At 64.1% G+C, this 24,372-nt stretch carries 22 protein-coding genes and 1 tRNA gene; 15 read left to right on the forward strand and 8 right to left on the reverse strand.

Features of this window, described 5'->3' with window-relative positions; genetic code table 11:
• Positions 1 to 40: 40 nt before the first annotated feature.
• The 6 genes from murJ to MQW79_RS13100 all read left to right on the forward strand — a co-directional run bounded on the left by murJ (position 41) and on the right by MQW79_RS13100 (position 6,195).
• The gene (murJ, locus tag MQW79_RS13075) at positions 41 to 1,603 is read left to right on the forward strand and encodes a murein biosynthesis integral membrane protein MurJ (protein WP_476584910.1); all 1,563 of its coding nucleotides are present in this window, start codon (positions 41 to 43) and stop codon (positions 1,601 to 1,603) included.
• A gap of 157 nt (positions 1,604 to 1,760) precedes the next feature.
• Positions 1,761 to 2,792, forward strand: a complete 1,032-nt coding sequence (gene trpS, locus MQW79_RS13080) for a tryptophan--tRNA ligase (RefSeq protein WP_476584911.1) — start codon at positions 1,761 to 1,763, stop codon at positions 2,790 to 2,792.
• A 12-nt stretch (positions 2,793 to 2,804) separates the two neighbouring features.
• A complete protein-coding gene (locus MQW79_RS13085; protein WP_476584912.1) occupies positions 2,805 to 3,278 on the forward strand; it encodes a universal stress protein in 474 nt (157 codons plus the stop codon).
• Positions 3,279 to 3,609: 331 nt separating this feature from the next.
• Entirely contained in the window at positions 3,610 to 4,176 is a 567-nt protein-coding gene (locus MQW79_RS13090) for a NifU family protein (protein ID WP_476584913.1), read from the forward strand.
• A gap of 301 nt (positions 4,177 to 4,477) precedes the next feature.
• Complete coding sequence (locus tag MQW79_RS13095; protein WP_476584914.1) at positions 4,478 to 5,671, forward strand: class I SAM-dependent RNA methyltransferase; 1,194 nt, start codon at positions 4,478 to 4,480, stop codon at positions 5,669 to 5,671.
• Positions 5,672 to 5,805: 134 nt separating this feature from the next.
• On the forward strand, positions 5,806 to 6,195 hold the full coding sequence (locus tag MQW79_RS13100) for a hypothetical protein (protein ID WP_476584915.1): 390 nt from the start codon (positions 5,806 to 5,808) through the stop codon (positions 6,193 to 6,195).
• Between the two features lie 84 nt (positions 6,196 to 6,279).
• On the opposite strand, the gene MQW79_RS13105 is transcribed toward MQW79_RS13100, so the two are convergent.
• From MQW79_RS13105 to MQW79_RS13120, 4 genes are all read right to left on the reverse strand, one after another.
• The gene (locus tag MQW79_RS13105) at positions 6,280 to 7,107 is read right to left on the reverse strand and encodes a sugar phosphate isomerase/epimerase family protein (RefSeq protein ID WP_476584916.1); all 828 of its coding nucleotides are present in this window, start codon (positions 7,105 to 7,107) and stop codon (positions 6,280 to 6,282) included.
• The gene (locus MQW79_RS13110) at positions 7,104 to 8,273 is read right to left on the reverse strand and encodes a dihydrodipicolinate synthase family protein (RefSeq protein WP_476584917.1); all 1,170 of its coding nucleotides are present in this window, start codon (positions 8,271 to 8,273) and stop codon (positions 7,104 to 7,106) included. The genes MQW79_RS13105 and MQW79_RS13110 overlap by 4 nt, the downstream gene beginning before the upstream one ends.
• Before the next feature lie 143 nt (positions 8,274 to 8,416).
• Positions 8,417 to 9,568: a Gfo/Idh/MocA family protein gene (locus MQW79_RS13115; protein ID WP_476584918.1), complete on the reverse strand. Its 1,152-nt coding sequence runs from the start codon at positions 9,566 to 9,568 to the stop codon at positions 8,417 to 8,419.
• Positions 9,569 to 9,688: 120 nt separating this feature from the next.
• A complete protein-coding gene (locus MQW79_RS13120; RefSeq protein WP_476584919.1) occupies positions 9,689 to 10,438 on the reverse strand; it encodes a sulfite exporter TauE/SafE family protein in 750 nt (249 codons plus the stop codon).
• A 212-nt stretch (positions 10,439 to 10,650) separates the two neighbouring features.
• Between MQW79_RS13120 and MQW79_RS13125 the strand changes: the two genes are divergently transcribed.
• The 4 genes from MQW79_RS13125 to MQW79_RS13140 all read left to right on the forward strand — a co-directional run bounded on the left by MQW79_RS13125 (position 10,651) and on the right by MQW79_RS13140 (position 14,792).
• The gene (locus MQW79_RS13125; RefSeq protein ID WP_476584920.1) at positions 10,651 to 11,688 is read left to right on the forward strand and encodes a Bug family tripartite tricarboxylate transporter substrate binding protein; all 1,038 of its coding nucleotides are present in this window, start codon (positions 10,651 to 10,653) and stop codon (positions 11,686 to 11,688) included.
• A gap of 215 nt (positions 11,689 to 11,903) precedes the next feature.
• Complete coding sequence (locus MQW79_RS13130; protein WP_476584921.1) at positions 11,904 to 12,449, forward strand: tripartite tricarboxylate transporter TctB family protein; 546 nt, start codon at positions 11,904 to 11,906, stop codon at positions 12,447 to 12,449.
• Between the two features lie 179 nt (positions 12,450 to 12,628).
• Complete coding sequence (locus MQW79_RS13135) at positions 12,629 to 14,155, forward strand: tripartite tricarboxylate transporter permease (protein WP_476584922.1); 1,527 nt, start codon at positions 12,629 to 12,631, stop codon at positions 14,153 to 14,155.
• Complete coding sequence (locus MQW79_RS13140) at positions 14,103 to 14,792, forward strand: TetR/AcrR family transcriptional regulator (RefSeq protein ID WP_476584923.1); 690 nt, start codon at positions 14,103 to 14,105, stop codon at positions 14,790 to 14,792. The genes MQW79_RS13135 and MQW79_RS13140 overlap by 53 nt, the downstream gene beginning before the upstream one ends.
• Positions 14,793 to 14,928: 136 nt before the next feature.
• Here the strand turns inward: MQW79_RS13140 and MQW79_RS13145 are convergent, their stop codons facing one another.
• Both MQW79_RS13145 and MQW79_RS13150 read right to left on the reverse strand, forming a co-directional pair.
• A complete protein-coding gene (locus tag MQW79_RS13145; protein ID WP_476584924.1) occupies positions 14,929 to 15,639 on the reverse strand; it encodes a PadR family transcriptional regulator in 711 nt (236 codons plus the stop codon).
• Between the two features lie 164 nt (positions 15,640 to 15,803).
• Complete coding sequence (locus tag MQW79_RS13150; protein WP_476584925.1) at positions 15,804 to 16,793, reverse strand: complex I NDUFA9 subunit family protein; 990 nt, start codon at positions 16,791 to 16,793, stop codon at positions 15,804 to 15,806.
• Positions 16,794 to 16,953: 160 nt separating this feature from the next.
• Between MQW79_RS13150 and MQW79_RS13155 the strand changes: the two genes are divergently transcribed.
• The 5 genes from MQW79_RS13155 (at position 16,954) to MQW79_RS13175 (ending at position 22,224) form a co-directional block, all read left to right on the forward strand.
• Entirely contained in the window at positions 16,954 to 17,316 is a 363-nt protein-coding gene (locus MQW79_RS13155; RefSeq protein WP_476584926.1) for a GFA family protein, read from the forward strand.
• A 58-nt stretch (positions 17,317 to 17,374) separates the two neighbouring features.
• Positions 17,375 to 17,459 (forward strand) — tRNA-Leu (locus MQW79_RS13160).
• A gap of 99 nt (positions 17,460 to 17,558) precedes the next feature.
• Positions 17,559 to 18,038 carry a MarR family transcriptional regulator gene (locus MQW79_RS13165; protein WP_476584927.1) on the forward strand — a complete coding sequence of 160 codons (480 nt, stop codon included), beginning with the start codon at positions 17,559 to 17,561 and terminating at the stop codon, positions 18,036 to 18,038.
• A 242-nt stretch (positions 18,039 to 18,280) separates the two neighbouring features.
• Complete coding sequence (locus MQW79_RS13170) at positions 18,281 to 21,787, forward strand: autotransporter domain-containing protein (protein ID WP_476584928.1); 3,507 nt, start codon at positions 18,281 to 18,283, stop codon at positions 21,785 to 21,787.
• Positions 21,788 to 21,879: 92 nt separating this feature from the next.
• Positions 21,880 to 22,224: a DoxX family protein gene (locus tag MQW79_RS13175; RefSeq protein WP_476584929.1), complete on the forward strand. Its 345-nt coding sequence runs from the start codon at positions 21,880 to 21,882 to the stop codon at positions 22,222 to 22,224.
• Positions 22,225 to 22,340: 116 nt separating this feature from the next.
• Here the strand turns inward: MQW79_RS13175 and MQW79_RS13180 are convergent, their stop codons facing one another.
• Both MQW79_RS13180 and lnt read right to left on the reverse strand, forming a co-directional pair.
• Complete coding sequence (locus MQW79_RS13180) at positions 22,341 to 22,715, reverse strand: VOC family protein (protein ID WP_476584930.1); 375 nt, start codon at positions 22,713 to 22,715, stop codon at positions 22,341 to 22,343.
• A 17-nt stretch (positions 22,716 to 22,732) separates the two neighbouring features.
• A complete protein-coding gene (lnt, locus tag MQW79_RS13185) occupies positions 22,733 to 24,352 on the reverse strand; it encodes an apolipoprotein N-acyltransferase (RefSeq protein WP_476584931.1) in 1,620 nt (539 codons plus the stop codon).
• Positions 24,353 to 24,372 lie beyond the last annotated feature (20 nt).

Genomic DNA, 24,372 nt, shown 5'->3' on the forward strand with positions numbered 1-24,372 from the left:
ACCTCTCCCCCAAAGGGAGAGGTGAAGTGGGCTTCGCCCCATGAGCCTCTTCCGCAATTTCGTCTCCGTCGGCTCCCTCACCCTGGTCAGCCGCATTGCCGGCTTCGTGCGCGATGCGCTGATGGCGGCGGTTTTGGGCACCGGGCCGGCCGCCGACGCCTTCTTTGCCGCTTTCCGCTTCCCGAACCTCTTCCGGCGGCTCTTTGCCGAGGGCGCCTTCAACACCGCCTTCGTGCCGATGTTCTCGGGCGCGCTCGAGCGCGAGGGCGAGGAGGGGGCAAAGCTGCTCGCCGCGCGGATCATGAGCTGGCTCGTGGTCATGCTGCTCATCGTGACCGTGCTGGCCGAAATCTTCATGCCGCAGCTCATGCTGGCCTTCGTGCCCGGCTTTGTCGATGACGCGGAAAAATTCGAGCTGACCGTGCTCCTGACGCGGATCATGTTCCCGTATCTGGCCTGCATGTCGCTGATGGCCGCCTATGGCGCCATTCTCAACACGCTGGGACGCTTTTTCGCGGCGGCTTTCGCGCCGGTCCTGCTCAATATCGTCAATATCGCCATGCTGGTGCCGCTGGCCACGATCTGGGTCCAGGACCCGGCCTCGGCCACAGTCTGGGTGGCCATTGCCACCATGGGTGGCGGCATTGCACAGCTGGTGCTGGTCTGGGCGGCGATCGAACGATCGGGGTTCCGCCCGCGCTTCCAGTTTCCGCGCTTCGACGCCGAAGTGCGCCGTTTCTGGGTGCTGGCCGTGCCGGCGATCCTGGCCGGTGGCATTACCCAGATCAATATTTTCGTGGGCACCATCATCGCCTCGGGCGCCGACAATGCCATTTCGGTGCTCTCCTATGCCGACCGGCTATACCAGCTGCCGCTGGGGATCATCGGCATTGCCATCGGCACGGTGCTGCTGCCTGAACTGAGCCGCCATCTCAAGGGCGGGCGCGAGGCCGAGGCGCGGCAGAGCCAGGACCAGGCGCTTTTCGTCTCCATGCTGCTGACCATGCCCGCCGCGGTGGCGCTGATCGCCCTGGCCGAACCGATCGTGCGGGTGCTGTTCGAGCGCGGCGCCTTCACCGCGCTGGCCACGACCCAGACTGCGGAGGCGCTGATTGCCTTTTCGGTGGGCCTGCCGGCCTATGTGCTGATCCGGGTGCTGCAGCCGGGCTTTTTTGCCCGCGAGGACACGCTGACCCCGACCATTTTCGCCGGGGTGAGCGTCGTCGCCAATATCGGCATTTCGCTCTGGCTGTTCCCGAGCCTTGTCCATGTCGGCATTGCCATTGCGACGGCGGCCTCGTCCTGGCTCAATGTCGCGATGCTGGCATCGACCCTGGCCCTGCGCGGGGAATTCCGCCTGACCTGGAAGCAGTGGCGGGCGCAGATCGCCATTCTTGTCATCAGCCTCGTCATGGGCGTCGCACTGTGGCTCCTGGCCGGGCAGGGCGCGGCGCATCTGGCGGCGGGCGTGCCGCTCTGGCGTCAGGCGGGGGTGCTGGCCGCACTGATCGGTTTCGGGATCGTCACCTATTTCACCCTGATCCACATTTCGGGCACGCAGAACCTGCGCACCCTCATGGGGCGGTTGCGGCGGCGCGGTTAGTTTCGTCCATTCACAGGGTCATTCCGGCGCTGGCCGGACTCCATGTCCGTTAGTCTGCGCGCGCTACCGGCATCGAGCATGGATCCCGGCCTTCGCCGGGATGACATCGGAGGTGATCGGAGATAAGTGTTCCCTCGTTGTATTTACGGGCACCCCAATGACTTTCACTCAGCGCGTCTTTTCCGGCATCAAGCCATCCGGCGACCTGCACCTCGGCAATTATCTCGGCGCCATCCGCCGCTTTGTGCCGCTCCAGGACACGCATGAGACCATCTATTGCGTGGTCGACATGCACGCCATCACCGTCTGGCAGGACCCGGAGGATCTGAAGCGCTGGACCTATGAAATCGCCGCCGCCTACATCGCGGCCGGTGTCGATCCCACGCGCTCGGTCATCTTCAACCAGTCCCAGGTCATGGAACATGCCGAGCTGAGCTGGATCTTCAACTGCGTGGCGCGCATGGGCTGGATGGCCCGCATGACCCAGTTCAAGGACAAGGCCGGCGAGAATAGCGAACAGGTGTCGTTGGGTCTCTTCGCCTATCCCAGCCTGATGGCTGCGGACATCCTGCTCTACAAGGCCACTGGCGTCCCTGTGGGCGAGGACCAGAAACAGCATCTTGAGCTGACGCGCGACATCGCCAAGAAGTTCAATCACGACTTCAAGAAGCAGATCAAGGCGCTGGGGCACAAGGGTGATTTCTTCCCCATTACCGAGACGCTGGCAACCGGGCCCGCCATGCGCGTCAAATCGCTCAAGGACGGCTCCAAGAAGATGAGCAAGTCCGACGCTTCGGACCTGTCCACCATCTACATGATGGATGATGCCGATCTGATCGCCAAGAAGATCAAGCGCGCCACGACCGACGCCGATGCCCTTCCCAGCGAGGCCGCGGGCCTCAATGGCCGCCTCGAGGCGGAAAACCTCGTGGGCATTTTTGCGGCGCTGTCCAACCGGAGCGTGGATGACGTTCTGGGCGAATTCGGCGGCCAGGGCTGGGGCGTGTTCAAGCCCGCTCTCGCTGACCTTGCAGTGGCAAAGCTCTCGCCCATCGCCGAGGAAATGAAACGCCTGGTTGCCGATCGCGGCGAGATGGACAAGATATTGCGGGATGGGGCCGAGCGCGCCCGCGCCATCGCCCAGCCCATCATGGCCGATGTGCGCAATATTGTCGGCTTCGTCCGCTAACCGGGAGAGCCCATGGTTTCGCAAGTCGAATACAAGCGCAAATTCCTCGTCGTCATCGACGAGACCGAGGAATGCGACCGCGCCCTGACCTTTGCCGCCTGGCGCGTCAAGCGGACCGGCGGTACCGTCGTGCTGGTCACCATCATTCCGCAGCCCGAATTCATCGGCCTGGGCGTTGAGGACGTGCTGCGCGCCGAAGCGGTCGAGGAAGCCGAGCGCAATCTCGACCGGCGCATGGCCCGGATCAAGGAAATCGGCGACGTGCGCGCCGAATCGGTAATCCGAGAGGGCAATGGTCCCGAGCAGATCGAGCGGGTCATCGACAAGGACCACGATATTGCCATCCTGGTCCTGGCCGCCTCGAACTCGCCCGAGGGCCCCGGTCCGCTGGTCACCCATTTTGCGGCCCGCGCCAATGTGCTGCCGATCCCGCTGACCATCGTGCCCGGCCGCATGACCGACGAAGAAGTTATTGCTATCTGCTGAGCGTTCCGCTCAGCGGACAAATCATGCCGGTGGCATGATTTGAGCGAAGCAGGCCATGGCACCTCTGGTGCCGTGGCGGAGCCGGCCCGCTTCAGCGGGCAAAATCGCTCCAGTGGAGCGATTTCAGGCTGGCAGGCCCGGAGAGCTATGCTCGCAGGGCGTGCCGCGCAGCGCCGCCAGGCTGGATTGCCCGGCCGGGCAATGACGAAGAATGGCGGGGCTGTGGTCTGAAGTCTGGCAGCCATGCAAGCGCCCACACGCATTGGCCCTTGCATCCTGACTGCAAAAGTCTATTTTAGAAGCGTTCTAATCGTATCGCGCGGAAGCATCCATGTTCATCCAGACCGAAGCCACGCCCAATCCGGCGACCCTGAAGTTCCTGCCGGGCCGCGATGTGCTGATGGGCGAGCCGCGCGATTTCCGCTCCGTGGATGCGGCGGCGGTCTCGCCGCTGGCCACGGGCCTGTTCGCCATTTCGGGCGTGACCGGGGTATTCCTCGGTTCCGACTTCATCTCGGTGACCAAGGACGACACCAACTGGGCCCATATCAAGCCGGCCATTCTCGGCGTCATCATGGACCACTTCCTCTCGGGCAAGCCGGTGATCGCCGAATCCGGCGCCGCTTCGGTCGATTTCGACGGCGCCGACGAGTTCTTCGAGGAAGAAGACAAGGAAATGGTGGAAGTCATCAAGGAACTGCTGGCCACGCGCGTGCGTCCAGCGGTGGCCATGGATGGTGGCGACATCATCTTCCGGGGCTTCAGGGAAGGTACCGTGTTCCTGCATATGCAGGGCGCCTGCTCGGGCTGCCCCTCCTCGACCGCCACGCTCAAGAACGGCATCGAAAACCTGCTCCGCCATTTCGTGCCGGGCGTCGAGGCAGTTCAGCAGGTTTGACCGCGGACCAGATCGCTCCGGTGGAGCGATTTTTGGCGGTAGCCATACCAGTTACGCAGCAAGCCGGGGCCCGATGAGCAATCATCGGGCTTCTGTTTTTAAGGCGATTGCCCCGACTGCCTCAGCCTCCGTCATTGCCGGGCTCGTCCCGGCAATCCATCTGGCCAGGGCATGGACCACCGGGACAAGCCCGGTGGTGACGACGGGCGGGAGATGTGGCGCATCCCCTCCGGGTGCGGCGTAAATCATTGCCCCCTGAACCTAAAACCGCTACTTCCGCCCCAGCAAGCCCCGGACCACCATGAGCATCACCGCCACGATCGAAGCTTTAGGCCACAAGGGCGAAGGCATTGCCACGATCGATGGCAAGCGCGTTTTCGTGCCCTTCGCCCTGCCCGGCGAAGTTGTGGACCTCGCCGTCGAGGGGGAGCGGGGGACCGTGCTTGGCGTCAGGACGCCGTCTCCGGAGCGTACCGGCCCGTTCTGCCCGCATTTCGGGATCTGCGGCGGCTGCCAGTTGCAGCATATGGATGCGGATAGCTATGCCGCGTTCAAGATCGGCCTCGTCGAGACGCCCTTGCAGCGTGCCGGCATCGAAGCAAAAGTCGAAAAATTCATCACCGCCCATGGCGCCGGACGGCGGCGGGCGACGCTGCATGCGCGAAAAGACGCCGCCGGCTATATGCGGATAAGAAGCCATGACCTCCTCGATCTGGATGCCTGTCCCATCCTGGTCCCGGCGCTGAAGCGGGCGCCCGATATTGCGCGGGCGCTGGGCGCCGCCATCGGCGAATGCGATGTGAGCTTTACCGCCACCAATGCCGGGCTCGATGTGGGCATTCGCAATGCCCCCAAGGGTCTGCGGCCCGAAAAACTGACGGCCCTCGCCAGCAGGCTGGGCCTGGCGCGTCTGGCGCTGGAGCGGGAAATGGTGCTGCTGCACCAGCAGCCCAGCGTCACCATGGGCCGCTCGGAAGTGGACCTGCCGATCGGCAGCTTCCTGCAGGCCACTGAAGAGGCCGAGAAGGTCCTGGCCGACTATGTGCTCGCCGCCGTGGGCAAGTCCCGGTCAGTGGCGGACCTCTTCTGCGGCATCGGGCCTTTCGCCCTGCGTTTGGCTGCCGTCGCGCCGGTCTATGCCGCCGATAGTGACAGGGCCGGTATCGCCGCGCTCGACAGGGCAGTGCGCCATACCAAGGGTCTGAAGGCAGTCACCGCAAAGGCGCGCGACCTCTTCCGCGATCCGCTGACCCAGTTCGAGCTCAATTTCGAGACCGTGGTCCTCGATCCGCCCCGCGCCGGTGCGGAAGCGCAAGTCCGAGAGATCGCCAAATCGAAACTGCGCCATGTGGTCATGGTGGCCTGCGATCCCAAAACCTTTGCGCGCGACGCTGAACATCTCGTTCAGGCCGGGTTCAGCTTGAGCGGGCTAATAGCTGTGGATCAGTTCGCTTATTCGACTCATGTCGAGTTGGCAGCAACGTTCCGGCGCTGAGCCGGGTCGATCAGCATAGAGCAAAAATTGCTCGCAACTTTGCCGCATTTTATGTGTTTAAAGCGGCATCAAACCAATACTGAACCAGTTGTGGCGGCGAGCAATGGCGCGCGGCCACCCGACGGAGACTTGCCGTGACCAAAGTTAGATCTATTCTTGTTGGCGCCGCCCTGTTGAGCGCCATTGCCATGCCCGCCTTTGCCCAGGACGCGACGATCAACGGCACCTGGGTCGACGCCGAAGGCACCAGTTTCACCTTCAACCTTTGCGGCGACGGGACCGACCTTTGCGGCGTCCTGAACGATATTCAGGGTGCATCGCGGACGCCGGAAAACCTGGCTTTCGTCAATAAGGAAGTCGTCCAGGCCGAGCAGACTGCGCCCGGCAAATGGGAAGGCACCATCAATTATGGCGGCAGCCAGGCCGGCGCCAAGGTGACCCTGGTCGCTGACGATGCCATCAAGATCACCGGCTGCCAGCTGGGCATCCTGTGCCAGTCCATTACCTTCTACAAGGCCAGCTAAACGGCCCCAGGAATGCCAAAGCCCCGGACCTCTGGTCCGGGGCTTTTTGTTTGGAGCGACACCAGCCCAAGAGTGGAGCGCGCCTCAGCAGACGGCCGCCACGCGTTCCTTGATCACCTGCAAGACCTCGTCGCCGGGGCGCTTCCACCAATTGTCCTGAGAGAAGATTTCCACTTCCTGAGGCCCGTAAAACCCGGCTTCCTCGATCATCCTGCGGATCGCCTTGAGGTCGATGACCCCATCGCCCATCATGCCGCGATCGAGCAGCATATCCTTGGTCGGCACCAGCCAGTCGCAGATATGATGGGCAAAGATGCGCTTCATCCGCCCCGCCCTCGCAATCGCCTTGCTGAGGTTCGGGTCCCACCAGATGTGATAGACATCGAGCGCCACGCCCACGGTTTCCCCGAGCTGTTCGCAGATGTCGAGCGCCTGATCGACGGTGTTCACGCAGGCCCGGTCAGCCGCATACATGGGGTGCAGCGGCTCGATGGCGATTTTCACGCCCGAGGCCTTGGCATGGGGCAGCATCGCGGCAATGCCGTCCGTCACCTGCTGGCGGGCGCCGGGCAGGTCCTTTGACGATCCCGGAAGGCCGCCCACGACCAGAACGAGGCAATCGGCATTGAGCGCGGCGGCCTCGTCGATGGCGCGGAGATTATCGTCGATACGCTTCTGCCGGTCGGCCGCGTCGACGCCCGGAAACATGCCGCCGCGACAGACGCCGGTCACCTGCAGCTTGTTGTCCCGGACGATGCGCGCGGCCTCGTCGAGCCCGATGGCCTCGATCTGGTCGCGCCAGGGCGAGATGGCAGTGATGCCGGCCCGAAGGCACCCGTCCACGGCCTCGGCAAAGCCCCATTGCGGGCGGGTGGTGGCGAGGTTGAGGGAAATGACGGTGTCGGCGCTCATGCGGAAACTCCATTGACCGCCAGCACCGCCTTCATGCGCTGCGTGGCGAGGTCCGGATCGGCCAGCACGCGGGCCTTGTCGGCGAGGCGGAAAAGTTCAGACAGGTGCTGCACCGAACGGGTCGACTGCTGCCCGCCGATCATGGCGAAATGGTCCTGCAATCCGTTGAGATAGGCCAGGAACACCACGCCGGTCTTGTAGAAGCGCGTTGGTGCCGCAAAAATATGCCGGCTGAGCGGCACGGTGGGTTCGAGAATGTCGAAGAACTCTGCTTCGTCGCCGCGCCCCAGGGCCGCAAGGCCTGCCGAGGCGGCCGGGGCGATGGCGTCGAAAATGCCGAGCAGGGCGTGGGAGAAACCCTGGTCGTCGCCGGCAATGAGCTCGGCATAATTGAAGTCGTCCCCGGTATACATCTTGACGCTCGCCGGCAGGCGGCGGCGCATGGTGATTTCCTTTTCCGCCGAGAGCAGGGAAATCTTGATGCCGTCGACCCTGTCCGCATGCGCGGTAATGACATCGAGGCAGGTATCCATGGCCCTGTCGTGGTCGATGTCGCCCCAATAGCCCTGAAGGGCCGGATCGAACATTTCCCCGAGCCAGTGCATGATCACAGGCTGTTTCACCTGGCTCAGGATATGGCCATAGACGCGCGCATAATCGTCCGGCGACTTGGCGGCGGCGGCGAGGGCACGTGAGGCCATCAGGATGACGCGGCCGCCCTGTCCTTCGACAAAGCCGACCTGCTCGTCATAGGCGCGGATGATGTCGTCGATGGTGACATCGGGTCCGGGCATCAGGTGATCCGTGCCGGCGCCATAGGCGATCAGCGCGTCGTCGCGGGTTTTCGCCTCGGCTTGCGAGCGCTTGATCAGCTCCTGCGCCTCGGCCCAGGTGAGGCCCATGCCGCGCTGGGCCGTATCCATGGCTTCGGCGACGCCGAGGCCCAGATCCCACATGCGGTGGCGGAATTTGAGCGTCGTGTCCCAGTCGATGGCCGGGGTCAGCCACGGGTCGTTGCTGGCCAGCGGATCGGCCACGACATGGGCCGCCGAATAGGCGATGCGCGGAAAGTCGGTCGCCTTGAATTTCACGAACGGGATCGGATCGCCCGTCAGCGTATAGGGCGCAATGGAGCGATCGGCATTGGGCAGGTTGATTGTGGTCATGGCGGGCATCCCCCTCATCCGGCGCTGCGCGCCACCTTCTCCCACGAGGGGAGAAGGGGAACTCCGCGCCTGTCAAAAATTCGGTGTCCCCCTCTCCCCTCGTGGGAGAGGGTGCCCGAAGGGCGGGTGAGGGGGACTTTGGATCAAAACTCCAGCTTCGGAACATCCAGCCAGCGGCGTTCTTCCCAGCTCTTCAAACCGAGTTCGGCGAGCTGCACGCCCTTGGCGCCGGCTTCCAGCCCATATTCCCACGGCGCGTCCTCGGCGACGTGGCGCAGGAACATTTCCCACTGCGCCTTGAAGCCGTTGTCGGCCGGCCAGTTGTCCGGAACCTCTTCCCAGTCGTTGAAGAAGTTCATCGTCTGCGGCTGGTCGGGGTTCCACACCGGCTTGGGCGTGTTGACGCGATGCTGGGTCCAGCATTTGTGGAGGCCCGCTACCGCCGAGCCATGGGTGCCGTCGACATGGAAGGTGACGAGATCGTCGCGGCGGACGCGGGTGGTCCAGCTCGAATTGATCTGGGCGATGACGCCGCCTTCAAGCTCGAAGGTTGCATAGGCCGCGTCGTCGGTGTCGCAGTCGAAAGTGTTGCCCTTCTCGTCGACGCGCTGCGGAATGTGGGTGGCGCCGAGGCACGACACGGCCTGCACTTCGCCGAAGAGATTGTCCATCACATAGCGCCAGTGGCAAAGCATATCGAGGATGATGCCGCCGCCATCCTTCTTGCGATAGTTCCAGGAGGGGCGCTGGGCCTTCTGCCAGTCGCCTTCAAAAACCCAGTACCCGAACTCGCCACGCACCGAGAGGATCTTGCCGAAAAAGCCGGAGTCCTTGAGCATCTTGATTTTCATCAGGCCCGGCAGGAACAGCTTGTCCTGTACCACGCCATGCTTGAGACCCGAGGCGCGGGCGGTTTTCGCCAGATTGACGGCGATCTCGAGGTCGTCGGAGGTCGGCTTTTCACAATAGACATGCTTGCCAGCGGCGAGCGCGCGTTCGAGCAGTCCTGCGCGCATCAGCGTCGTGCCGGCATCGAAAAAGATCGTGTCTTCCGGATTGGCCAGCGCCGCGTCGAGATCGGTGCCCCAGCGGGCAATATTGTGTTTCTTGGCCAGGGCTTCGATCTTGTCGCGATCGCGCCCCACGATGATCGGGTCGACGACGAGCCGATCGCCGTTCTTGAGCATGATGCCGCCCTGGTCGCGGATCGCCAGGATCGAGCGCACCAGATGCTGGTTGTAGCCCATGCGTCCGGTGACGCCGTGCATGATGATGCCGATCCGTTGCTCTGCCATGTGTTTTCCTCCCAAGCCGCAGCATTCGGTGTAACTGATTAGTTACTTACCTATATGAGCACAGAGGCACTCGTCAAGCGTGGGCAGTGTCGTCCTTGGTGAAATTGCCGGAACCGGTGGCTAGAGGCCCAGGACCATCTTGAGGCCGATGAGGCCAAGGAAGATCAGGATCATGCGATCGAAGGCCTTGCGGCTCATCCGCCCGGCCAGGGCCTGGCCGACCGGCATGAAGAGGAGGATGGGGATGAGCGCCAGAATGCCTTCGAGCAGCCATTGCGACTGCATGACGCCTGATATGGCGAGGGCTGGCAGCTGCACCGCCGCATAGAGCAGGAACATGGTCGAGACGGCAAAGACATGGGCGTTGCGGTCGAACGACATGGCATGGATGAAGGTGACGCCAATGGGCGCCGAAATGCCCGTCGCGCCCTGCAATATCCCCCCGCCCAGCCCCGCAAAAGGCCCGGCGCGCCGGGCCAGAGCCGGCCCGACGACAAAATGCGGGGCAATGAGGCGCAGGGCGACATAGCAGAGCAGGATGACCCCCAGACCCAGCACCAGCGCCCGCTCGGGCAGGCTGGTCAGCGCCCAGGTGCCCAGCACGATGCCAACGGCGCCGCCGGCCAGAAACAGCGGCAGAAAGCCCATGCGGTCGTCCTTTCGGGCGGCACGAAAGCGCCAGACCTGCCAGGCATTGGTGAAGATCAGTGGCACGCACATGAGGCCAACGGCGTGCTGCAGGCCGAAAAATGTCGTCAGCACCGGCAGCGCCACCAGCGGCAGGCCCATGCCGGTGGCGCCCTTGACCACGGCTCCGGCAGCCAGCGCCACCACCATGACGGCGACGCTTGACGGTTCAAATCCCCACATTGGCCCTCAGCTGCACGGTCTGGTTCAAATTGCTGTTTCCGGGCCATGATGACGAGCGGAAAGTATTGATGCAATGGGCTTTCTGGGGCGGCAGCGAAATCGTTTTAGGTCACCGACTGGTTACATGGGTGTTGACTCGGGTGAGCAACAGCCGCAAGCTCCACCCGTGCCAACCGAAAAATCGGTGCCACAACACGAGGGAGGAGATGATGATGAAGCAGTCACTGCGGATCGTTCTTGCGTCGGGCTGTGCCCTTTTGGCGCTTGGAACCGCGAGCGCATTTGCGCAGGAATGGAAGCCGGACCGGCCGATCAACCTGATCGTGCCCTGGGGCGCTGGCGGCTCGACCGACCAGGTCACCCGTGTCACCGCGCCGATCCTGGCCGAAGCGCTGGGCGTGGAAGTCGTGGTGGTCAACCAGCCGGGTGCCTCGGGCGCCATCGGCACCCAGGAAGTGCTCAACGCCCCGCGCGACGGCTATACCTGGACCGCCAATGCCATTGCCAACAACGCCACCTATCACGTTTCGGGCCTCTTGCCCGATACCGACATCGATGACTGGCATATCTATCTTTCCGTCGCCAACGTGCCCGTCGTCTCGGTGCCGGCGGACAGCGAATTTACCGATTTCGGGCAGTTGCTCGAAGCGCTCAAGACCCGCGGCTCGGAAATCACCGTGGCGACGGCCGGCGTGACCTCCTCGGGCGGCACCGCCATTGCTGCCCTGTCCGGCGCGGCCGATGGCTTCGACTACAACATGATCACCTATGATGGCGGCGGTCCGGCAGCCGTAGCCACGGCCGCGGGCGAAGCCATGGCGACCACGCAGCTGGCGGTGGAACAGACCGAACTCATTCGTGGCGGGCGTCTCAAACCCCTCGCCGTGCTCTCGGACAAGCCGCTGGTTCTCGATGGCGTCGACCCGATCCCGCCGATCACCGAATGGCTCCCGGACATGGAGCTGGCACCCGACTATTTCGGCATCTTCATTCCGACCGGCGTGCCTGACGAGGTGGTGGCCACGGTCGACAAGATCTGGGCCGAACAGGTGGCCAATTCGGAATCGGTCAAGACCTATGCCGAGACCTTCGGCGCGGTCTTTGCGCCCTCCTATGGTGCCGAGGCCCGCGCCCTGGCCATGCCCGTGGTGATCCTTGAGGCCTGCGACGCCGTCGATCGCGGCGAAGCCGTCAATGATCCGTCCACGATCGGCATCGACTGCGCCACGCGGACGGAAGTCGCGCAGTAATGCAGGGTCGGTGGGGCCGGTGAACCCGGCCTCACCCCACACTCATTCCCTCCCCTTGCGGGGAGGGAGGCGCAGGCGCTGAAGCGAACGCGCCTGTCCAAACTGCTGATCAGCACGCCCTAAATTGAGGGAAGGGTAGCGGATCTGGGCTGAAGGCCCTAGCGAAGCTGGGGCGGGGTGACCTGCCTCGGTTTGCTCTTTCCATAGGCACGACCATGACCACCGAAGCCCCCACGCCCATTCCCGTCGATGACGCCATTGACCCGGCCCGCATCCGGGCCGACCTCATCACTGCGATCGTCTTTGTCGCGCTGGGGCTGGTCATTGCCTATTTCTCCTGGACCATGGATCGGCTGGAAGTGCGCCGCATCCATCCCTCGACCATTCCGGGTCTCGTGCCCTTCATCCTCGGTCTGGCGCTGACCCTCTGCGGCAGTCTCCTGGCCATTAGGTCGGCGCGGCTCGACAGGCGCGGTGGCGGCGCGGCGCTGGTGCGCGCCCTGGTCTCGTGGCAGGCGGTAAGGGTGCTGGCCGTCCTGGGCCTGGCACTTGTCTATACGCTGGGCCTGATTGGCCGCCTGCCATTCTGGCTGGCTTCAGCGCTGTTTGTCTTCAGCTTCATCACCCTGTTCGAGACGGTGCTGGCCGATCGGCCCGGATCGCTGCCGCGCACCCTCGTCTGGGCTACCCTCGTCGCCCTCGGCGCCGGTCTGGGCATTCAATATGTCTTCGGCGAGATTTTTCTCGTCCGTCTGCCCTGAGGGGGCAAACCCAATGAACAAGACCCAACCCATGACAGAGATCACCCCACCCTCATTCCCTCCCCATCGAGGGGAGGGAGGCGAAAGAACGAACCGCCTGTGCTCATCGTCTCCCTCCCCCCTGTGGGGAGGGATCAAGGGTTTGGGTGCGGCAAGCGCGGTTCTAAAGGGCAGTCGCCATGTTTGACGGTCTGATTCTGCTGGGCCAGGGCGTTGCCCATTTCCTCACCCCGGCGGGCCTGTTCAATGTCGTCTGGGCGACGCTGCTCGGGCTCGCCATCGGCATCCTGCCGGGGCTGACGGCCACGATGGGCGTGGCCCTCTTGGTCACCCTTACCTACAAGATGGCGCCCGACCAGGCGATCCTGACGCTGATGTGCGTCTATCTCGGCGCCATCTATGGCGGCAGCCGCACCGCCATCCTGCTCAATATTCCCGGCACCCCGGCCAATGCCGCGGCCACGCTCGACGGCCACCCCCTGGCCATGCAGGGCAAGGCTGGCCTCGCCATGGGTCTGGCCACCACCTCCTCCACCCTGGGCACGCTGGTCGGGATCTTTTTCCTCGCCATCATCGCCCCCTTGCTGGCCGAGGCGGCGCTCAAATTCGGCTCTTATGAATTCTTCTGGCTGGCGCTGTTCGGCGTGGTCATTTCAGGCCAGATGACGGGCTCCGACACCCCGCTCAAGGGCTATATTGCGGGTATTCTGGGCCTCATGGTCGCCATGATCGGCATGGAAACGCTGCATGCCTATCAGCGCTTCACCTTCGGCATTCCCGCCCTGGGCGGCGGCGTCGACCTGATCCCGGCCATGGTCGGCGCTTTTGGCCTTGCCGAAATCCTCTCCACCATGAAGCGCACCGCCATTGCCCGGATCGCTCCGGTCAATGACCGCGTCGTACCGACCTTCCGGGAAGTGTTCCAATACTGGAAGACCATCATCCGCTCGGGCATCATCGGCACCTTTGTCGGCATCATCCCCGGCGTTGGCGAGGACGTGGGGGCGTGGAGTTCCTATGCGGCTGCCAAGAAGCGCTCGAAAAACCCCGAACTCTTCGGCAAGGGCAGCCAGGAAGGGCTGATCGCGGCCGAAACCGGCGACAATGCCGTCGTCTCCGCCTCGATGATCCCGACCCTGACCCTGGCCTTGCCCGGCTCGGCAGCGGCCGCCGTGCTGATCGCCGCCATGATGATCCATGGCATCAGGCCCGGCCCGATGCTGATGATCGAGAATGCGCCCTTCCTCTATCAGGTCGTGGCCATGCTGCTCCTGGCGACCCTGGCCAACCTGATCTTCGGCCTGTCGCTGACCCGGATCTTCATCAAGGTCCTCAGCGTGCCGCGCGAACGCCTGATGGCGGTCATCTATATCCTGTGCGTGGTCGGTTCGTTCGCCATCACCCAGCGCATGTTCGATGTCTATGTCATGCTCGTCTTTGGCGTTGTCGGCTTCATCCTGCGGGAGATGAAATACCCCATGGCGCCGCTGGTGCTCGGCATCGTCCTGGGCGACCTGCTCGACCTTAACCTCAGGCGCGGCCTGGCGCTGACCAATGGCGACCCGACGCCATTCTTTACCCGGCCCATCAGCGCTGTTATCTGCATCATCATCGTCCTCGTCATCCTCATGTCCATTCCAGCGGTGTCCAATCGTGTCCGATCCCTCCTCAACCGCGGTCGTGGAGACGCCCCGGCGCAAAGCTGAGGCGGCCAAGCGTCCGCGCAACTCGGCCAAGACCAAGGCCTCCATCCTCGCCGCGGCGCGGATGGAGTTCGCCGATCGGGGCTTTGAGGGGGCACGCGTCGATGCCATTGCCGAGCGGGCAGGCGCCAACAAGCGCCTGCTCTACCACTATTTCGGCAACAAGGAGGATCTCTACCGGGCGGTGCTGCTCGATGCCTATCAGGAGATCCGCCGGGGCGAGAAGGCGCTGAGCCTTGACCAATACGATCCGGTGCAGGCCATGGACCGGCTGGTGCGCTTCACCTTCCGGCACTTCCTCGCCAATCCCTGGTTTCCGCGCCTGCTCGGCACCGAGAACATCGAGAATGCGCGGTTCCTCAAAACCCTGCCCGACATCAAGGCGCTGCATTCGCCCCTCGTGGGGCAGATCGCCGCCATCATCGAGCGCGGCGCCGCCTCGGGCGTGTTCCGCCGCGATGTCGACCCGGTGCAGCTCTATATTTCCGTGGCCGCCCTGGGCTTCTTCTACGTGTCCAACACGGCCACTTTGTCGGTGATTTTCGAGCGCGACCTCACCAGCGTCAACATGGTGCAGGAACGCGAAGCCCATGCCGTGCAGATGGTTCTGGATTTTCTGAAGACCAAACCGGGGGCTTGAGCCGACTATAAAGGACCCCCACCCGGCCTCCCCCTGAAGAAGGGGAGGAGAGAGGTGTATCACCGATAGCGGGGCAAACTCCGGTGGGTCCCTCCCCCTTCTTCAGGAGGAGGTTAGGTGGGGGTGGCCTGCCTCTTCAGATATCCACTTCGTCATCGCCCAGCGCATGGAGCGCCGTGGTGGCCTGTTGCAGGATGGCCGCCGCCTTGCGCTGCAGATCCTTGTCGGCGTGTCGGACCCGCTTGATGGCATCCTTGAGCCCCTTGCGGGCCGCTTCCAGTTCCGGCGCAGCATCATGCATGGGCCGATCCTCAGGTCCCGGGCCGCGGCGTTCACCCCAGAAGGGCGGCACATTGCCATCCTCGGGCCGTCCTTCGCTGCCCGGCCAGTCGGCCTTCACGAATTCCCGAAACCGGTTCATCTGCTCGCCGGTACGGCCGAGGAAGTCGAGCGTGGTGGCCACAGCCTCGCGGTTTTCCGCCAGATGCGCCTTGCCCTGGTCGGTGATGGTATAAAGCTTCTTGTTGCCATCGGCGGCCGAGGTGACGTAGCCGGCCTCCTCGAGATAGGTCAGCGCCGGATAGACTATGCCGGGGCTGGGCGAATAGACGCCATTGGAGCGCTCTTCGACCGCCTTGATGAGATCATAGCCGTGGCGCGGCTGCTGCTCGATGAAATAGAGCGCGACCAGCCGCAAATCGCCCGAGGCCAGCATACGCCCGACGCGGAAATTGCCGCCCATCTGGCCGAAATCGCTGTCGGCCATGCGGGCCATCCGGCCCCAGCCGCGACGCGCCATGCGCTCGAATTCCCGCCAGTTCGGCTCGCCGTCCTTCCAGTAGGTCATGGTGTATCTCCTGATATATCGTAAAGCCCGTGACCAGGAGATTGGCGCCTCGGGACATGGTTTCAAGATATATCTTCGGATTCTTTTCAGGGAAATGGCGACACAGCAAAAACCCCAGGACTGGTCCCGGGGTTTGCAACGGACGGCTATGGCATCCGAAAATATCAGACCGGATAGGCCGGGGCGCCGCCGTCGCGGTCAAACTGGCCGTGACGGCGGAAGCGCCACATATAGGTGGGCAGCACATCGTCCATCTTTGTCGGGGTGACGCCAAAGGCAGCGAGCGTCCGCTTCTCCTTGATGGCGGCCTCGGACACGACATTATCGACACCGAGCAGCTCGACCTGGTCTGCCGTGATAAGGGGCTTGAAGGGCAGGATGCCCAGCAGCGTCGCCATGAATTTCATGATCCCGGCGGGCATGCCGACGACCATGGGCTTGCGGCCGGCTTCGCGCAGGATGCGATCGAGCAGCACCTTGTGGGTCTCGATATCGGGGCCACCCAGTTCATAGACGCGCCCGGTCTTGACCGCGCCTTCGGCGGCCGCGGCGATGGCTTCGGCGACATCGCCGACATAGACCGGCTGGAACTTCGTCTCGCCCGAAACCAGCGGCATGACCGGCAGCACGCGCGACAGCGTGCCCAGGAGGCTGAAGAAGCCATCGCCCTGGCCGAACATGATCGAGGGTCGGATGATCACGGCATTGGGATAGGCGGCGAGCACCGCCTGTTCGCCGGCCAGCTTGCTGGCAGCATAGGCGCTGACCTCGGCCGCCTTGTCGACGCCCAGCGCCGAGACATGCACCAGCGCCGATGCGCCTGCAGCCCTGGCGGCGCGGGCGACGGCACCGGCGCCTGCGGCATGCACGGCATCGAAACGTTGCTTGCCGCGCTGGTAGCCGATGCCGACGAGGTTGATCACCACGTCCGAACCGGCAACGGCGCGCTGCACCGAGGCTTCATTGCGCAGATTGGCCTGCACCGGCACGACCTGGCCGACGCCGCCATACATGCGCACTTCCCCGGCCAGATCGGGACGGCGCACGGCGACGCGGATCCGAAAACCCTTGCGGGCCAGCGATTGCACCAGGTGATTGCCGACAAATCCCGACCCGCCAAAAATGGTGACGAGCTTTGGTTCATTGCGATCCATGGTGAGGCTCCGAGATCCGGCAAGACTTGAGATGACCGCTTCTAGCGCAGGCGACTTGCTCCTGTCGAGCCTTGCCGGGGTGGAGAAGTGAACGCTGACGGCTTGACTCTGTGGTAATGCTGTTCACTATTTGTTCTCATATTCTCCGGAGACCACGATCATGAGTGAGATGCGCGACTATCAGGGCCAGTGCCATTGCGGTTCGGTCCGTTTTACGGTGCGAACCGATTTCGCGGCGCTCGGCGATTGCAACTGTTCCCGCTGCCGGCGCCTCGGCTGGGTGATGCAATCGGTGCCTGCGTCCGCCTTTACCCTGCATTCGGGCGAGGACCTGCTCACCCTCTATCATTTCAACACCGAAATGATCGACCACCTGTTTTGCGCGAGCTGCGGCATCGAGTCCTTCGCCCGGGGCAGCGACGGGCAGGGCAATGAGCTGGTGATGGTCAATGTGAACTGCCTCGAAGGCGCGCCACCGGTCGATCACAGCGCCATCAAACACTGGGACGGTGCAAACTTCTGACTTTGTGCATGAAAGGCCGTTGACATCGCTTCGGCTGGGCCCTAGACACACCGCCGTCGCCCAGATGGCGGAATTGGTAGACGCGCACGGTTCAGGTCCGTGTGCCGCAAGGCGTGAAGGTTCGAGTCCTTTTCTGGGCACCAATATTCGATGCAAAAGCCGCGTGATCCGTCACGCGGCTTTTGCATTTTGTAACGCTCTTCATTGGTTAGTATGCCTTCGAGGCGTTTGGCTTTGGTAAAATGACAGATCAGTCCGCTCCCGCCACCGGTGTTCTTTCCCAGCCACAGCGCGCCGCCCTCGATCTCGATGTCGCCTGGCTATCCTATCGCACCGAGTTCCGCAGGCGCATGGTCGCCGAGGGCTACCTCAAGCACTACTGGCGCAGCATTTTCGAGGCGGACATGATCTTCTGCCTCGTCGCGCAGCGCTACATCGACGACAAGCCGATCACCCTCAAGGAGCTCTCGACCTATTTCGAGGTGCTGGCCACCGAAGTGACCGTCAAGCGCCATATCGACGACATGGTCGCAGCCGGTACCATCATGAGGGTCGTGGACGAGACCGATCGGCGCCGGCAGTTCCTGATACCGACCGAGCGGCTGGCCGATATCGGCCGCCAGTTCCTCCAGGCCCGGGTTGACCTGGCCTTGGCGCAGGGCTTCGTCTTCGATCCCGAGCGGGCTGCCGCCATTCGCGCCGAGCGGGCCGGCGGCAAATAGGCGAAAAACTGTAATTAATCGCATCTCCAGCGCGCGGGCTTCTGCCGCTATAGGGTGACGAGGACACGGCATAACCCGTGTCCCGACGCACCCTGATCAGGCGCGTCCGCTTCGCGATCCCTTCCGCCTCGACAAGGCGGGGGCCGGGGCTTTTCCGCACATCGTCATTTTCATTTTGCCGGGCGCCGCCGCGTCCGTCGCCGGCCCCGCTTTGCCTGCCGGCCAGAGCCTGGAGTATGCCCATGTCCACCCTGCCCTTCGGACACGCCCGCCCGCGGTCGCGCAACCGTCGCCGCGCCGCCCTCATGCTGGGCGTTTCCGCCGCGGCCCTGGTGCTGCTGACTCCGGCGCGGGCCGAGACGATCACCTATGCCAATGGCCAGAACCGGACGGCGGAGATCGTGCTGACCGAGGATGCGACGCTCATTACTGGGTCCAGCGTGTACGCACACCAGTCCGGGGCCATTTCCGGCGACCATGCCATTATCAAGCAAGGTTACGGCTGGTTGAGACTGTCCGCTGCCAATAGCCACACAGGTGGTACGCAGGTGCAGGACGGGTGGTTGCAGATCCAGAACCAGGATGCGTTCGGCACGGGGGCCGTGACCCTGAGCGGCTCGGGTGGCCTCGCCTTGTCCTATGGCGAGGCGATGGCATTTGCCAATGATCTGGTGCTCAATGGCCACGGGGGTCTCCAGACCATCAATCCCACGACTTGGAACGGGCAGATCAGCGGCACGCGCACACTGCGGTTGATCGCGGGCGACCTGATCCTGACCAATGCTAATAGCTATGCCGACGGGACGCTGATCGGCAGCGAGAGCTATCTGGCCAATCTCACGGTTCGGCACGATCAGGCCCTTGGTGGCGGCGCTGTCCACTTCGGCCAGCAGGGCTCGTTGATCCTTGGAGACGGCGTCACCATCGGCAACGAACTCGTGGTCAGCAATATTTCGGGAAATGTGCGCGCCGAGGGCAACGCGACCCTGACCGGCACGATCTCCGAAGCCACATCGGGCGGCGGCATTCGTTTTGGGGGCGGAACCATCACCCTGACCGGCAATGCCACGAATACCGGCTATACAACCGTCGAGAACGGCAGCGTCATCATCGGAGCGACCGATGCCTTGTCGTCCCAGGCCCGGCTTTTGGTCAACAGCGGTGGCCGCCTGCAACTGCTGGCCAATCAGGCCGTTGCTAGCCTCGCCCATGTCGGTCCTGTAGCGGACGGTGTCATCGACCTGACCAATCGCCGACTGATCACGACTCAAGGCACCGACACCACATTCGGTGGCACCATCACCGGGACCTCGACCTCGGTTCTCGAACTCGACGGTGCCGGCCGTCTGACTCTTTCCGGCGACAACGCCGCCTGGGGCGGGTCGCTCGTCGTCCGCGACGGCGTGCTCGAGGTCAATGGCGACTTCTCCGACGCCTCCACCATCATCATCGGCGCGCAGCTCCAGGGCACCGGCCATCTGGGGACCGTCAACCTCAATCAGGGCGCAACCATGGTTGGCGTCCAGGGCCAGACGCTCACCATGGACCGGCTCGTCATCAGCAGCGGCTCCGCCCTGTCGGTGTCACTCGGCGCACCGGGCGGCGCGGAACTGTTTCATGTCCTGGGCGATGTGGAGCTCGATGGCTATATCGACATCGCCGATGCCGGCGGCTTCGGACCCGGCGTTTATCGGGTGATCTCTTATGAGGGGTCGTTGTTCAACCAGGACGCGCATATCCGCGACCTGCCCGATGGCATCGAGCCCGAGGACGTGCAACTGCAATTGCTGGACGGCCAGGTCAATATCGTCTCCAGCGCCGGGGTCGATATCGCTTTCTGGGATGGCGGCGATGCCAGCAACTGGAACAATGGCCGGATCGACGGTGGCGACGGCCTCTGGGACGATCGCGACGTCTTCACCTCGGCCGATGGCAGCACCAACGGCCAGCCCGATCCCGATCCGGGTTTCGTGATTTTTGGCGGCACGGCCGGCACGGTTGAGATCGCCGCCGACTATGTCAATGTCGATGGCATGCAGTTCACCACCGACGGCTATGTCCTTACCGGTGGCGATATCCGCATCGACGAGGGCGAGCGCATCATCCGCGTCGGCGACGGCAGCGTAGCCGGGGCGGGCACCACCGCGACCATTGCCAGCGCCTTTACCGGCGACGGGCGCCTGGTCAAGACCGATGCCGGCCGCCTGGTTCTCACGGGCACCAGCACCCATGCCGGCGGCACTGAAGTGCGCGGCGGCGTGCTTGAGGTCAATGGCGCGATCGAGGACGTGCTGGTGGGCGCCGATGGCTTCCTCACCGGCGCGGGCGAGATTCGCAATGCCGAGGTGGAGGGTCGCATCGGCGCCAGCGGCTTCAATGACTTCAGCATCACCGGCGACCTCATGCTTGGTGAAAATGCCATCTTCCAGCTCGAAGTCGATGCCGAGGGCAATCATGGCCTCGTCGCGGTGGACGGCACGGCTTTCCTCGACGGAACCGTGAATGTCCTGGCGAGCGGCGGCAACTACGCCGAGTCGACCCGCTACACATTCCTGCGTGCCGAAAACGGCATCGAGGGGACCTTCGACGGCGTTACCGACAACCTCGCCTTCCTCGACAGCCTGCTCGAATACGACGCCAATGAAGTGGCCCTGCTACTCACCCGCAATGCCACCGGCTTCGGCACGGTCGGCGAAACCCCCAATCAGCGCGCCACCGGCGCCGCCGTCGAGGGCCTTGGCGCCGGCAACCAGATCCATGATCGGGTGCTGACCTATGATGTCGCCGACGCCATCTATGCCTTCGACCAGCTTTCGGGTGAAATTCACGCCACGGCGCAGGGCGCCCTGCTTGCTGCGTCCCAGGATGTCGCCGGTGCCATGTCGGACCGCATCGGCCAGAGCCTTGCAGGGGACAATCCTGATGGTATCGACGTCTGGACCTCTGCCCAGGCCCGGGCCGGTATGCTGCATGGCGACGGCAACGCGGCCCCGGCCGGGTTTAGCGCCGGAAACGTCTTCTTCGGCGCCGATGCGCGCTTCAACAAGGACTGGGTCTTTGGCGCCATGGGTGGCTATGGCCGTGGTCAGGTCAGCCTGCCCGCTCGCGACAGCCAGGCCACAACGGACAGCCTTTATGCCGGCATCTATGGCGGCGGCTCGGTGGGCAACACGACCATGCGTTTTGGCGCCAGCGCCGGTGCCAATGAAACGCGGACGTCGCGGGACGTGGTCATTCCCGGCTTTGCCGATCACCTGACCGCCGGCACGACCGGCGCCACCGTGCAGGCCTTCGGCGAGATCGGCCAGCGCTTCACCTTCGACAGCGGCCTGGTCATCGAGCCCTTCGTCAATCTCACCCATACCAGCATCCTGCGCGGGGCCATGGCCGAGAATGGCGGCGCAGCGGCCCTGACCGGCGGTTCCGCCCAGGCCGCGCTGACGACGGCGACACTGGGCCTGCGCGGCGAACAGGCCTTCACCCTCGGCGGCATGACCGCCACGGCAAGTGCCATGATTGGCTGGCGCCAGGCGCTCGGCGGCGTCGATCCGACATCCACCCACAGCTTTGCGGGCGGCAATGCCTTCACCATTGCCGGCACGCCGGCGGTCGAAAGTGCCGCCGTGTTTGAGGCAGGTCTCGATTTCGGCCTCTCCGACAGCGTCACTCTCAACCTTGGCTATGACGGCCAGATCGGCGCCGGCAGTTCCAGCCACGCCGTCAAGGCAAGCCTCTCGGCCCGGTTCTGATCGCCCTCGGTCCCTCTCCCTCCGGGGAGGGGCACCAGCTCACCTACCCAACAGGTCGGCGCGAAGCCGCCCCTCAACTCCAAGAGACTTTCATGATTTTCGGTATCCACTGGACCACGGCGCTGACCGCGCTGCTTGGCGTTTTCTTCCTCGGCACCGGCTTCGTCAACCTCGCCGGCCCCACACCCCTGCGCGCCAGCTTCCTGCGCTGGGGCTTTCCGGGCTGGTGGCACCTCGTCAATGGCGCGGTCTGCGTCGCCACGGGCGCGCTGCTGCTGTTTCCGCAATTGCGCCCCTACGGCTTTGCGCTGGGTGCCCTCGAATGCCTGGCCATCTATGCCACGTTGATCCGGCATCGCCAGTTCGCGCATCTGCCGCCCAGCATCGTGCTCATGGCGCTGATCGTGCTGGCCTATTGGGGACAGGGATTGGCATAAATGACGCGAAATCCGCTCAGGCCTTGCCGGGCAAACGCACCGGCATGTGGGGAAAAGCGCAGACCCCCCTCATGCCATGGCGCCTGGGAAATCTTCGCACCCACAAGAAGCGATCTTCACCCCTTGCAGACGCAGAAATTGTTTCCCGCGGGATCGGTGAGGACCACATAGCCCTCGCCAGCGCGCACGCGGCTTGCCCCGAGGGCGACGAGGCGCGCCGCTTCCGCCTCGACATCCTCGGCCTCGATATCGAGATGGACCCGATTGCGCGCCTGGCGCGGGCCGGGCCGGAGGTGGATGCACAGGCGCGTGCCCGGACCCGCGACCATGACACTGGTATCGGTTTCGGGCGTGAGGCCCAGCGTGGCGAGCCGGGCAATCTCGGCGTCGTCATAGGGCAGGATGGCATAGTCATCGAGCGCGGCGGCCCAGAAGCGGGCGAGGGCGGCGGGATGATCGGCGTCGATGACGATGTCCTTGAGCCTGCCCATCTGCCTTCCCCTGTCCCTTAAGCCGGGCGGCGCCGGCGCATGCCGCGCGAGGCGACCCAACCGGCAAGCATTCCCGCGACAACAGCGACCAGGAAAGGCCAGTGGCGCACGCTCTGGAACACGGTGCTTTCGAGCTTCTGGTGCGGCCGCACATCGAGCGCGGCCATTTCGCCTGGCGCCAGCTGTTCGGTGATCCGCCCCAGCGGGTCTGTGGCGAAGGTCAGCCCGGTATTGGCGGCCCGGACGAGGCTCATGCCTTCCTCGACGGCGCGCAGGCGCGCGTGGTGGGCATGCTGGGCCGGGCCGATGGAATTGTCGAACCAGGCATCATTGGTGAGATTGAGCAGGAATTGCGCACTCGCCACATCCCCCAGCTGGCCTGAAAAGATGATTTCGTAGCAGATCAGCACCAGCGGGGCAGGGGCCGCCGGCAGGCTCATCAGCCGGCGCCTGGCATCGCCCTGCGACCAGCCATCGGCGCCGGGCACGAACTGGGTAATGCCCAGCCGTGCAAAGACATCGGCAAAGGGCAGATATTCGCCGAAAGGCACCAGATGCGCCTTGTCATAGCTGGCAATGACCTCGCCTTCAGTATCGATGGCCACGACTGAATTATAGGGCGGCTGGCTGGCGGCAGCGGCATCGCCCAGTTCATAGGGGCGGCGCGGCACGCCCGCCAGCAGCGTCGTCTGCTCGGGCAGGAGGCGGGCAATGCGGGCCAGGGCCTCGGGATAGGATTCGAGGAAGAAGGGCAGGCTCGATTCGGGCCAGACCAGATGGGTGATGTCGGCAAGACCCTGGTCATTGGGGTTCATGCGCATGTCGCTGAGCATCAGCAGCCGGTCCACCAAGGCCACCGGATCGACATTGCCGAAATCGGCATGTTCGAGCACCAGCGGCTGCACGAGGCGCAGCGTCATGTCCTGCCGTGGCGTGGCCTGCATGCCGCTCAGGCGGTTCCAGCCATAGCCCAGCTGCCCGGCAATGAAGAGCAAAGCCAGGAACAGCGGGGCGAGTCGCTGGCTCCAGGGTCGCTGGTCGGCCGGCCAGACCAGAGCCGGGGTCATGGCCAGGAGCGGTGCGATGAAGGTGAGGCCATAGACGCCGATCACCGAACTCAATTGCATCATCTCGTCGGTGCCGGTGAGGCTGTAGCCAAGGAGATCGAAGGGGAAGCCGGTCAGCACGTGGCCGCGCGCGAATTCGGCGGCGGCGAGCCAGGCGCTGAGATTGAGGATGCGCACCCAGCCATGGCTCCAGCTCAGATGCGCCAGGGCGCTGGCAAACCCCCAGAACAGCGCGATCAGCGCCGAGAGGAAGAGGATGGCGGGCGGCATGGCGGCCAGCACCCAGCCGCCATCGACGAAAAAGGCGGCGCCCAGCCAGTGGAAGGCGACGAGGAAATATCCCAGGCCAAAGGCAAAGCCGATGGAAAAGGCCGGTCCGAAAAGCCGCCGCCAGCCGGGCTTCTTCTCGGCGCCATCGAGTGCCCAGACCCAGATGGGCATGGCGACGAACAGCGCCGGCAGGATGAAGAAGGGCGGCACCGACAGCCCGGCCAGCGCGCCGGCCACCAGCAAGAGCAGAAAACGGCGCCAGCCATGGCTCAGCATGGCGGTTTCAGCCAGCCAGGTCATAGCGATCGAAGGAGCGAATC

The sequence above is a fragment of the Devosia sp. Micro-HW1 genome (assembly GCF_056341075.1).